8 protein-coding genes are annotated in these 12368 nt (G+C 52.4%); all 8 read left to right on the top strand.

Annotated features, from left to right (window positions below):
• Positions 1–214 precede the first annotated feature (214 nt).
• The 8 genes from F1C16_RS20765 (at position 215) to F1C16_RS20730 (ending at position 12355) form a co-directional block, all read left to right on the top strand.
• Positions 215–496 carry a very short patch repair endonuclease gene (locus tag F1C16_RS20765; protein ID WP_308461663.1) on the top strand — a complete coding sequence of 94 codons (282 nt, stop codon included), beginning with the start codon at positions 215–217 and terminating at the stop codon, positions 494–496.
• Between the two features lie 220 nt (positions 497–716).
• The gene (locus F1C16_RS20760) at positions 717–2078 is read left to right on the top strand and encodes a DNA cytosine methyltransferase (RefSeq protein WP_185284495.1); all 1362 of its coding nucleotides are present in this window, start codon (positions 717–719) and stop codon (positions 2076–2078) included.
• Between the two features lie 38 nt (positions 2079–2116).
• Complete coding sequence (locus F1C16_RS20755; RefSeq protein ID WP_185284494.1) at positions 2117–4321, top strand: sensor histidine kinase; 2205 nt, start codon at positions 2117–2119, stop codon at positions 4319–4321.
• A 17-nt stretch (positions 4322–4338) separates the two neighbouring features.
• Positions 4339–5496 carry a hypothetical protein gene (locus tag F1C16_RS20750; protein WP_185284493.1) on the top strand — a complete coding sequence of 386 codons (1158 nt, stop codon included), beginning with the start codon at positions 4339–4341 and terminating at the stop codon, positions 5494–5496.
• A 499-nt stretch (positions 5497–5995) separates the two neighbouring features.
• A complete protein-coding gene (locus tag F1C16_RS20745) occupies positions 5996–6799 on the top strand; it encodes a DUF3883 domain-containing protein (RefSeq protein WP_185284492.1) in 804 nt (267 codons plus the stop codon).
• Position 6800: 1 nt separating this feature from the next.
• Positions 6801–8279 carry an ATP-binding protein gene (locus F1C16_RS20740; protein WP_185284491.1) on the top strand — a complete coding sequence of 493 codons (1479 nt, stop codon included), beginning with the start codon at positions 6801–6803 and terminating at the stop codon, positions 8277–8279.
• 26 nt (positions 8280–8305) lie between these two features.
• Positions 8306–11335, top strand: coding sequence for a Z1 domain-containing protein (locus F1C16_RS20735; protein ID WP_185284490.1), 3030 nt, complete (start codon positions 8306–8308; stop codon positions 11333–11335).
• A gap of 6 nt (positions 11336–11341) precedes the next feature.
• Positions 11342–12355, top strand: coding sequence for a PD-(D/E)XK motif protein (locus tag F1C16_RS20730; protein WP_185284489.1), 1014 nt, complete (start codon positions 11342–11344; stop codon positions 12353–12355).
• The last annotated feature ends 13 nt before the right edge of the window (positions 12356–12368 follow it).

Genomic DNA, 12368 nt, shown 5'->3' with positions numbered 1-12368 from the left:
AATGATCAGAGCGGCTAGGAAAATAAAAGTCTATAAATACGATCAAGCTGTACCGCCAATGATATCTGCATGATTTAGTAGTGATTCTATTTGCTTACGAAGGTACAGCCGCACCCCGAAATAGCAGGGTGAGCTGTTCATAATTATAGTAAAAATTACAGAAACGATCTGATTAGTGAACGCACCCCTGAGGTTGCTTTTGCGTTCAGGGAGTATGTCCGATGTCCATACTCCCGCCACCCGCAGCTATAACATGTCGCAGATCAAGGGCAAAAATACCAAGCCCGAAATGCTGGTCCGCCAGTATCTGCACGCTCACGGAATGCGTTACCGCTTACATGACCGGAAGCTGCCAGGCAAGCCTGATGTTGTATTACCGAAATATAAAACGGTCATCTTTGTCCACGGTTGTTTCTGGCACCGCCATGAAGGCTGCCGTTACTTTGTAGTACCCAAAAACCCGTACGGAATTCTGGTTGAACAAAATTGGCCGTAATGTGGCCAATGATGAGAAGCAGCAGGCTGCGCTGGCTGCTGCCGGCTGGAAAGTCCTTACTGTGTGGGAGTGTGAACTCAAGCCGGCTGTAAGAGAGCAGACCTTACAGGAACTTTTATTCGTCCTCCGCAACTAGGCCGATTAGCACAAATGTCGCTTTATACCGTACTTGCAAGCGCACAGCGCATCAGAGCAGTCTGATGACCGCCTTGTATATAATATGAGATATATAGATTTATTCGCAGGGGCCGGGGGCTTGTCCGAAGGTTTTCTCCGTGCCGGGTTCACACCTGTTGCGCACGTGGAGATGGACGCGGATGCCTGTAAGACTCTCAAAACCCGACTGGCGTATCATCGTTTGCTGAAAGACGATCGACTGGATATCTATAAGTCCTATCTCAAGGGACATATGCCTCCAGAGGAACTGTATGGGTATGCGCCCGAAGAAATTAAATCGGTGCTGAATTACACCATCAGCAAAGACACCAAAGATGAGATTTTTGGCCATATTAATGCACTGCTTGGGGAAAACAGGCAGGTAGACCTTATCATCGGCGGGCCGCCCTGTCAGGCATATTCGGTAGCCGGAAGAGCGCGCATGAAAGGCATGAAGTCAGACCCGCGTAATTTTCTCTATGTTCAGTACGCAGAATTTCTGCGGGAATACAAACCGAGGATGTTTGTGTTTGAGAACGTACTGGGGCTGCTGAGTGCCAAGAACGGTGAGCATCTGCGCAACATCCGCCGTATTGTTAAGAAGCAGGGCTATGAAATGGAAATCCGCAAATGCAATGCAGGCGAACATGGAGTGCTGCAAAGTCGGCAACGGCTTATCATCATTGGATGGCAAGAAACTGATGTAAGTCTGGGGTATCCGGAATTGGTGACCAAGCAAAAAATCTTTACAGTTGAGCATTTGCTGAAGGATTTGCCAGCCATTCAGGCAGGCGAAAAAAGCAGTGTTTACTGTACAGAGGTCGTCACAAATTATCTTCGGGATACAAAAATCCGGCCTATGTGCTGGAATATTCTGACTCAGCACATGGCACGGCCCCATACAGATCAGGATAAGGAGATTTACCGGATAGCGATTGCGATGTGGAAGAAAGACCAGTCGCGTCTCCGTTACGAGAACCTGCCTGAAAGACTTCAGACCCATAAAAATAAAAAAGGGTTTGCAGATCGTTTTAAAGTGGTAGCGCCAGACCTTCATATGTCGCAGACAGTAGTTGCACATATTCATAAAGACGGCCACTATTATATTCATCCGGATGCGACGCAGGGACGTTCTCTTACGGTAAGAGAGGCTGCCAGACTTCAGTCATTTCCGGATGACTATTTCTTTGAAGGTTCACGGACTTCGGCTTACAAGCAGATTGGCAATGCAGTTCCTCCTCTTTTGGCTGAAGAAATTGCCAAAAGAGTGATGGATATGCTTAAGGGTCGCGGCGTGAAGTGTCAGAAAAAGGCTCCAAAAGAAGCAATTTCACGTGTTGTAGTCAAGAAGCGGCGCGCCAAGCCCGGCCGTCAGACAAGCTTTTTTGGCCGTCTGACGCAGCAGCAGCTGGCTCCGACTGGATAGCCTACTGCCCGTAAGTTTTTCATGTATATTTGGACTATATGCATGAAACTATACAGAATGGAACCTATGCTATCCGGCCCGCTGGCCGTCACATACTTACTATCGGTGCCAACCTTATCAAAGATAAATACGCGGCGATAGTAGAACTGGTTAAAAATGCCTATGATGCTGATGCTGCTGAGGTAACGGTTACCTTTTTCGGCGAGAAGGAGGAAGGCTTGGGAATTACCATCGACGTGCGCGACACTGGCGAGGGTATGACCTTCGATAAGGTGGTGAACCAATGGATGGTCCCCTCCACTGATGATAAGGTGCGCAATCCTGTAAGTACTAGGGGCCGCATCCGGCAGGGTAGTAAGGGAGTGGGTCGGTATGCAGCGTCCGTGTTAGGCAAAGACCTCTGGATGGAGACCGTTACAGCCGACGGGGAAGCTACCACGCTGTATCTGGAGTGGGAAAACTTCGTGCGTGCCCAATATCTGCAGGATGTGCAAATTCTGGTGGAATCCACCATGACCAGTCAGTCTTCGGGTACGCTGCTGCGAATGACCGGCGATATGCCGTGGACAGATAAAGAACTGGACGCGCTGCAGTTTGAGTTGCGTAAGCTGGTCGTGCCGGCGCTGGGTGAAGAAGAGCCAGATGAGAAGACTCAGATTGAAAGTGGGTTCACTATCACACTTGAATTTGATGCCTCTTGGCCGGGCAGATATTCAGGAGTCAGTAAGGCTGTTGAACCCTACCCCATTGTTGGATTCTACGATTACCGCATCTGGGGCCACGTGGCCGCTGATGGGCGGGCCAGACTGCATTATCACAATAACCGGGTCGGAGAAAAATCGGCTACGTTACTCGAATTCACTATTCCACTCCCTGAATACACCAGACATGACCTGAGTTACTGCGGTCCGCTGGATGTGGACTTCAGGGTGTATGACCGGGACCCGCAGGGAATTCAGAATCTGATAGACCGGGGACTCAAGAACCCGGAAACCGGCGAAGCGCTCGGCAAACGGATGGCTGCCAAGCTGCTGGATGAGTATAACGGCATTGGGGTATACCGCAATGGGTTTCGCATCCGGCCGCTAGGCGACCCGGGATTTGACTGGCTATCACTGGATGCCCGGCGCGTGCAGAATCCCTCCCTGCGCATCGGCAGCAATCAGATTATTGGTTTCATCCGGATTGCCTCGGAAGCAGTATCAGGACTGCAGGAGAAAAGCGCCCGTGACGGCATCCGGGAAAGTCCGGCCTATTTCGGGCTTATTGAAATAAGCAGGCAGATTCTCACTAACCTAGAAGGGAGGCGCTACGCCTACCGCAAGAATGCAGGACTTGGTCGTTCCCAGCGTGATATTGATACAAAAGTAAATTCGCTTTTCCAGCTTGCCGACCTGCGGGAAGAGGTTGAGAAGACGCTGATAGCCGGCGGGGTTGACAATAAAACGCAGCAGGACGTTATTGGCATTATCAACGCCAAGGAAGAGAGTAATGCCCGTACTGCTGATAACCTCAAGCGTACCGTAGCAACCTATCAGGGACAGGCCACTATCGGTAAGATTGTACACATCGTGCTTCACGAGGGCCGTAAACCACTGAGTTATTTCAGAAATGCATCGAACTTTATCAATACCTCTGCCAAGCAGTTAGGTAGAAAGTTTGACCAAGAGCGGCTGGATAGAGTGGTACAACGGGCTCAGGGCTTCGAGGAACAGGCTAAAATTATTTCAGGTCTATTCAGTCGGCTCGATCCTCTGGCAGCCCGGCGTGGCGAGCGCCCAGATGAGTTTCAGCTCGCACAGGTCATCACTACTTCCGTTGCCGTATTCGAATCAGAGCTTGTCCGGACTGGTATCACCTGCGAAATAGACTGCAATGAGAACATCACGTTTTACGGATGGGCAGTAGACTTTCAGGCTGCCCTTACTAATCTGATTGACAACAGTATATACTGGCTGAGCACAGTAGAGGAGCCGCGTCGCATCTCCATCAAAGCGCAAGGCAGTGGTGAAACACTGCGTCTTGAGTATCGGGACAACGGCCCAGGTATTGCAGAAGAATATATAAGCAGCCAAGTGATTTTTGAACCGGAATTTACTACTAAGTCCCACACCGGCAGCGGGCTGGGGCTGGCCATCGCAGGTGAGGCAATAGCCCGTAACAGCGGTAAACTGATTGCGGAATATCCGGACCACGGCCGGGGCGTCTACTTTGTGATGCAGTTTGGTATACAACAAAGCTGATATACAAGAACAGATACATGAAGAAAAAACTTACTGTACTGATTGTAGAGGATGATATGGACGCCTACCAGGCTGTCGTTGATGCCATAGAGACTTCCAATTTTGAAGAAGCAGAAAAGGGTGAGGACGGGGTTACCATTATCCCCCATCAGGCTACCACGTTTACTGAAGCGCAACAGGCCTTGACTGAATCCGGCCTCTCGTTTGATGCCGCTATTATTGACCTCAAACTGGCTGATGACCGGGAGCCAAGCGATGATGAGAATGGAGAAAAGCTGGGTGGACGTCGTGTTGTTGACATGATATTCAAGTCTTTCCAGTTGCCGATGTTTGTGTATACCGGCACGCCAAGCCATATTGAAGCGCTACGGGGTCGGGAAAGCACCTTTTTCAGAATTCATAAGCGTGACGATACTCTGGTCGCGGATATAATTGCTGCCATTCTGGAGATTCATCAGGGCGGGTTATTGAATCTGCTTGGTAATGAAGGCGTAGTGCAAACGTTCGGAAAGCATTTTCACAACATTTTCTGGACTCACCTTGCCCCCGCTGGAGAGTATTGGCTACTGCCGACCAACCGCGAGGCACTGACGCGTTATGTGGCGCAGCACATGACCGAGTATCTGGAGCGCAGTTCAAATCCTGTGCATGCCGGCTTCATGCCAATGCATCCGGCGGAAATGTACATTGCACCATCCATCAAGGAAAAAGTCTACACGGGTGATATTCTGCGTGATGCTGCCACAAACGAGTTGTGGATAGTAATCACGCCCGCTTGTGATATTGTCTTTCAGAAGGCTGACAGGTCTGTCACACCTATACGGTACTTGCGTAAGGCTGATTTTATTGCGCTCGCCCGCCTGACGCGATGGACGAATATGCCGGGAGTAACATATACTACGGGCCCTGTTGCTCCCAGTAACATTAAGCTTCTGAATGACTACTCCAAGCAGCAACGGTACTACTTTCTGCCTAGGCACAAGATTCTACCTGCCTCCTTCGTAGATTTTCAGCAACTTAACTCCGTCCCTGAAGCCGACATAGATACGGCTAAGTATGAGCGGCTGGCCTCAGTTTCCGGGCCTTTTATAAAGGATATTATCGCACAACTTTCCTATTATTATTCGCGTCAGGGAGCACCATCACTGGACGGAGGAATGGCAGACTGGATATAATATATTGTGCGGATGGGAATCTGTATAACAAGGCCTTCTTACACCAGTGGGGCAATAAACTTACTTTAAGCAATCTGCGGGCAGGTTCAAAAATCCGCAACTTATTGATTTATAATATTTTTTAATATAATTAAGCCCACTAATCTTGCAGATAGGGCTCAATAAGACGGTTCAGAAAAGAATAGACACTTCACTTTTTGGGCCTGACTTGTTGAACCACTTGGGTGATCTATTTCAGCGCGAAGTTCTATTTTAGACTCCAATTAATTCTATTGATGACTAATTAAGCCCTTAGAGTAACTTTATCCCCCGCTGCTATAAAAAAGTCTCTATGCCTATACGATGGGTTTTAGGATATACCCTATGGGAAAGCTATTCCACATATTGGCTCCATAACACATACGCTTCGGGTGCCAAGAATTGATTGTAATTCCCTATCGTACTGAGACAGCAAATTGTCTGATTGTATTTAGCGACATAGAGAGTAAGACATTTTACAGTGATAATATCTGCCATTTCCGCCACGCCAGACCGCTCAGTAGTAGCGGTGGCAGCCTACTACTTTGCACGCTTTGATAAAGAAGCTTTACAGAAGCTGGGATATTCAACTTGGCGCGAGGCCTACGCCGATATCAGCAGTAAACTCGGTGTAAAGAGTTCATATGTTAAGAATCGGCGCGACGGCTTTGACCCCTTGTTTGCTTGGCGACGCGGTTGGTGGCAGCGGCCTCTCTCTGCATCCGAAGCCCAGGTACATAGTCTGTTAGCTGATATCAGCGAAGAAGCATTGCGCACTTTGGTAGCACGCCTGTTAGATAGTTCTGATACACCCGAAATGCGTCTGCTGGATAATCTGCTTGTTAACCATGTAGAATCCCGACCCCGCCAATCTCAGAATATCAACCAGCGGTCAATAACCGGTGCCGCTGCGGAAAGCTTATTTATGGAGCTGCATAGCGCTGGCCAAAGCAATTTTACAGGAAGCCTGCTGGACCATCGTCAACATGGACAAGGCTATGACTTTCTGTTACAGAATGAGGCTCAGCCTGACCAGTATATTGAGCTGAAGGGCACAGCTGGTCAGAGTGGCGGAGTATCTTTCACTCCTAAAGAGTGGCAGTTAGCGCAGAGCGCTGGCAGCCATTACTGGCTTGTAGTGATCAGCAGTGTTCATGATGAGCCCTCGCTGCAGATAATAAACAACCCTGCTGCCTCATTGTCGCCTCGTCAGCACTTTTACACTGTACTCCAAACCAGCTGGCAGGTGCCAGCAGCACAGTTATCCGGTAATACTGCTCGGTAACATGAATTTTACTGGTATACCGTCTCAGGAAGTTGCTCCCGGTGCTGCTGCACTGGTAGAAACGCTGCGGGCTATTGGCTACTCCCCGGAAACAGCTATTGCAGATTTAATTGATAACAGCATCGCGGCCCGGGCGCGCAACGTTGCTATCAAGTTCAATTGGGTCGGTCCTGACTCGACGGTAGTTATCACCGACGACGGTGATGGCATGACCGAAGAGGAACTGATAAATGCTATGCGACCAGGCTCGTTTAATCCCCGTGACCAGCGCGGTGAGCATGACCTCGGACGTTTTGGGCTGGGCCTCAAAACGGCTTCTTTCTCCCAGTGCCGCCGGCTGACAGTGCTTTCCAAAAAGGCTGGTGGGAAGGTACATTACCGGTGCTGGGATTTGAACCACATAGCGGAGACCCAGTCTTGGCAGTTGCTTACTTGGCTTTCTGACCCGGCTTTGGCACATCAGTTAAGCCTGCTGCCACACGGTACAACGGTGTTCTGGGAACTACCCGACCGGCTGGCGGGAAGCCTGCGACTGGATAGTGAGGCTGACCGTCGCAAGTTCATGGATTTGCAAAAGCGGGTGGAGTGGCACCTCGAAATGATTTTTCACCGCTACCTGAGTGGTGGTAAGGAGCGCCGCCTTGGCATCAGAATCGGGGAATACCAGCTGACTCCCTGGGACCCGTTTCTGGCCGGGCACAGCCACCGCCAGTTGTTGCCCCAGGAAGACCCCACGCCCTTCGTCCGTATTTCGCCCTATATCATGCCCCATCACCGGGATATGAAGGGACAGTACGACCATGCCAGCCGGGTAAAAGGCAGCTGGAACTCCCACCAAGGGTTCTACATCTACCGCAACGATCGGATGCTGCTGGCTGGTGACTGGCTGGGCCTCTTCTCGCGTGACGAGCATTACCGTCTGGCCCGGATTGCCATTGACATACCTATCCACCTCGACCACGAGTGGCAGATTGACATTCGCAAAGCCAAGGCCCGCCCGCCCTATTACCTGCGAAGCTACCTGATGGATGTCGGCAAGCTCACCCGCAGCCGTGCCGTCGAGGTATATAAAGCCAGAGGCCAGCGTATTCAACGCCTCGCGGGTAACGTCGTCACACAGATGTGGCAACACGAAGTCAAACAGGGTAAAAACCACTACCGCTTGAATCGGGAGCATCCGCTTTTACAACCACTGCTCGAAGAGCTGGCCGGCACACCGGCCGGCGCAAAGCTTCGCGATGCATTACGCCTGATTGAGGAGGCATTGCCAATGCCCCAGATTGCGTTGATGGTCACTGAACAGCCTTTGGCTGAGTCGCAGCCTTTCGAGGCTGCTGATCGGGAAGCCCTCGAACTAATGAGCATGATTTACCAGCGTAAGCGTACCAATGGCAGCACGCCGGACGAAGCCCGCTCTTACGTCGCCAGCATCGACCCTTTCCACCAGAAACCCCACCTGCTCGAACAGCTGCAAGGCTGACCTGCAGGTTATCTGCTACAATTTATATGAACAGTCAAGCCTACGAGCAGACCCGCAAATCCGCTATTGGTCTCTTTTCCGGGGTACTTGGTGCGACAGAAGAGGAGCTTAGAGAAACTATAGTCTTCCTCAGCAAGCGTACCGGCCTGACAGCCGGTGAGCAGGAAAACCTAGTAAATGAACTGCTGGCCGACTACGCAGTAATAAGTCAGGATTACAAGATTCTGGATGGCGACGACCCGGAGCATAAGACTTGGCTGTTTGGCAGCAGGGGCAATATAGACTGGAAGTTCTGGAAGCGTTATGAAGACTACCTAGAGCAGCAGGTGAAGCTACCCGTAGATACTATCAATAATCTAGACAAGCTGACAAACGATGTGCTCGACCGCATTACCAACCCGAAACAGCAGGGCCCCTGGGACCGGCGGGGCATGGTGGTGGGTCACGTCCAGTCAGGCAAAACGGGTAACTATACCGGCCTCATCTGTAAGGCTGCTGATGCCGGCTACAGGGTAATTATTGTGCTGACCGGCCTGCACAGCAGTCTGCGCAGCCAGACGCAGTACCGGCTGGATGAAGGTTTCTTGGGCCGCGATACAAAGAAGGAGCGCGCTTATCACCCCGGAGGCAATGGCACTGATGTTATTGGGGCCGGCCTTATCCGGCCAACACCCTCGGCGCAGTCGGTGACCACCAGCGCAGAAAACGGAGACTTCAATGCCGGGGCAGCCACCGCCTCCGGGGTAACCATCAAAGGCAGCGACCCGGTGCTGATTGTGGTAAAGAAAAACGGTTCTGTACTCAATAATCTGCTGCGCTGGCTGGGCGCACAGGGCGAGCGGGTGCCCGGCGAGCGTAACGCCCGCATCGTGCGCGGCCTGCCGATGCTGCTGATTGACGATGAGGCCGACAATGCCTCTATCAACGTCAGCCCGCGTGCTATCTCTACTATTAACAGTGCTGTCCGGGCTTTGCTGACACTTTTTGAGCAGAATGCCTACGTAGGGTACACGGCTACTCCTTATGCCAACATCTTTATTCAGATGCTGGAAGAGGCCGAATACACCAAGTTCAAGCATACAGTACGCAACAGGAAGACCGATGCTGCCGAGTTTGACGTAGGACAGGACCTGTTCCCGCGGGATTTCATTGTCAACCTGCCTGCACCTTCCAACTATATCGGAGCCGGCCGGTTGTTTGGGCTGGGCGGTCCGCTCACTGAGGATGCGCAGCAGGAGGAAGATTCCCGCCTGTTGCCGGTTATACGACCCGTCCGGGATTATGCGACCCTCATCCCTGACGGGCATACTATCCGCAGCACTACCAAACGGGAGTCTACTCCACTACCCACCGATATACCGGCCTCGCTGAAAGAAGCCATCCGGTGCTTCGTGCTTACCTGTGCCACCCGCCGCGTCCGGGGTCAGGGCCACAGGCACAGTTCCATGCTGATTCACGTGAGCCGCTTTGTCATCTGGCAGGACCGCATTGCTGATGAAGTTTACAGCGAAATGAAGTCTTTGCAGGACGACCTGCGTTATGGCACGGCGGAGATCATCGACCAGATGCGGCAGCTCTGGGAGAAGGACTACAGGCCGGTTACGGAGCAGGTACTGGGTATTCTGACCCGTGAACTGCACTGGCGCGACCCGGCCATCCGGCAGCACACCTGGGAAGAAGTTTTAACCGAGCTTTCACCAGCTGCCCAGAAAATCCAGGTCCGTATATCGCACGGCGGGCTCGATTATGCGGGGTCTAATCCCCTGCACCGGCCCCTGAACTATGTGGACTACGAAGCCCCGGCTGAGGGTACGGAGGCAGGCTTGTCTGTTATTGCCATAGGTGGTGATAAACTTTCGCGGGGCCTCACGCTGGAAGGGCTTTCAGTCAGCTATTTCCTGCGGGCTTCCCGCATGTACGATACCTTGATGCAGATGGGTCGCTGGTTTGGTTACCGCCCCGGCTACGCTGACCTGTGCCGTTTGTACACCACGCCCCAGCTCATTGAGTGGTATCAGTATATTGCCTACGCCACCGAGGAAATGCGTGAGCAGTTCGACGACATGGTACGTCTGAACAGCACGCCGCTGAAGTATGGAATAAAAATCCGCACACTGCCCGGTGTTCTGCAAATCACAGCTGCCAACCGGATGCGCGGAGCTACTATTATCGAACTGAGCTACGCCAACAGCCTGCTGGAAACGTCCAGCTTCGAAATTAATCAGGCTGTAACTGACCACAATTATCATCTAGTCAGAAATCTGGTGGAAGGCATGACCCAACCCCGCGTGCAGCTTCACGGCCAGCCTTTTGCCTGGCAGGACGTACCCGCCGAAGTGGTTATTGATTTCCTGAAAAATTACAGCACCAGCCAAGCAAAGCTGGACCGCAACAAGCTTACGCAGTATATCCAGCTACAAAACCAGCGTCATACCCTCACGCACTGGACAGTGGTGCTTATCAACGCTGACCGCAGTAAGGGGAACGAGAACCCGTTTTTTGATTTTCCGATACCCGACCTTCCTGCTGACCAGCAGAAAGTACAGTCGACCCTACGTAGTCACGCCCGGCCACGCAACCAGACGCCCGAAGAAAAGAAGCTGCCGGTAGTGCCCCCTGCCGACGGCCCTTATATGATCAGCCGTTCGCACATCATCAGTCCGCGTCATGAAATGCTGGACCTGACCCCGACACAGGTAAAGAAAGCCAGCGCCGACTACAGGGCAGCCAAGAGGACAGAGTATGATGAGCAGCTTGAGAAAGCCCGGATTGCTGGTCGGAGTGAGCCTGTATGGATAGAGCCAGACGTTACGGTGCCTTCCGGCACCTTCATCCGGGGGGCGCGCTCTTCCCGTAACGGACTTCTTCTGCTCTACCCCTTGGACCCCGCCGCTGCTGGTTTAAGCAAGGAGTCTCCGGTAATGGGATATGCCCTTAGCATTCCACACATTGAGGGAGATGAGCGGGTCAAATTTGCTGCGGACCAGACATTCATAAGGGAATTTTACAGCGGGGGGAGTGAATATGACCCCGACGAAGAAGTTCTTATTAAATAACAAGCTATGTCGTCGGCCCTTGAATCGCTGTGGTCTAAGTTGGAAGCAGCTGCGCCACAGGCTAATTCTCTCACTTATTTACCCTTCAGCAGCGCCGGCTCAGCCAAGCTGCTGGCCGGCCTGCGGCGGCCGGCCAATGACCCACCGGAAAGGCTTCTGCTATTGCATTTGCCGCGTCAGATTGCGCGCCAGCTGAGACCCACTGACCGGCACCAGGGCCTGCGGCTGGAACCGGTCGCGGACCAGCTGGATAGGAATGCGGCGTTTGTTTCGCTTGTCCTCACGGACTTGGCACTGCGCGATATTTTCTCGGCGTTGTGTACTGATATTATAGCCGCTGTCGCGCCGGTTGCCGAGCCCGCCACCCAGCTCCGGGCCATGCTCACCCGCCTCGAACGCTGGCAGGAGATGTTTAGCCTCTTCAACCCGGAAGGCCTGAGTCTGATGGCCCGGCAAGGGCTATTTGGGGAGCTGTGGACTATGCGCTGGTTAATAACTGAAGGCAGCACTGCCCCAACTACAGTGCTAGCGGCCTGGGCCGGTCCTGACCATCATCCACAGGATTTTCGGTTTGCTAAAGCTGCCCTGGAAGTGAAGACTACTACCGGCAACGCCCGCTCGCTGCATATTGCCAGCCTTCAGCAGCTTGATGCTGTGCTGACCGGACCGTTATTCCTTTTGCATCTTCCGATGCTGCTGGCCACTACTGATGCCGAAACACTCCCTGCGCTGGTAGCCGATCTGATGACCCGCTTCGCCTCGGACGGCACTGCCTCAGCTGAAAATTTTTCGCTCCGGTTGCAGACCGCCGGCTATTTTGCTTCCCAAGCTACTTTATATCAGCAAGAAGCTTGGCAGGTTCGCGAAGCCCGGCTGCTGGCGGTATCAGGCGATGATTTCCCTTATTTGCGTGCCAGCACCCTACACCCCGCCATTACAGCTGCCACCTATGAGCTGGAAGCAGTAGCGCTTGAGCCTTGGCGGTGTCCTTTGCCTACCCTTTTTACCTTGATTTCCTGACTATACCTGTACT

Origin of the sequence: Hymenobacter sp. NBH84 (genome assembly GCF_014217645.1) — a bacterium.
Lineage (GTDB): Bacteria > Bacteroidota > Bacteroidia > Cytophagales > Hymenobacteraceae > Hymenobacter > Hymenobacter profundi.
This window is presented reverse-complemented; position numbering and strand designations above follow the sequence as displayed.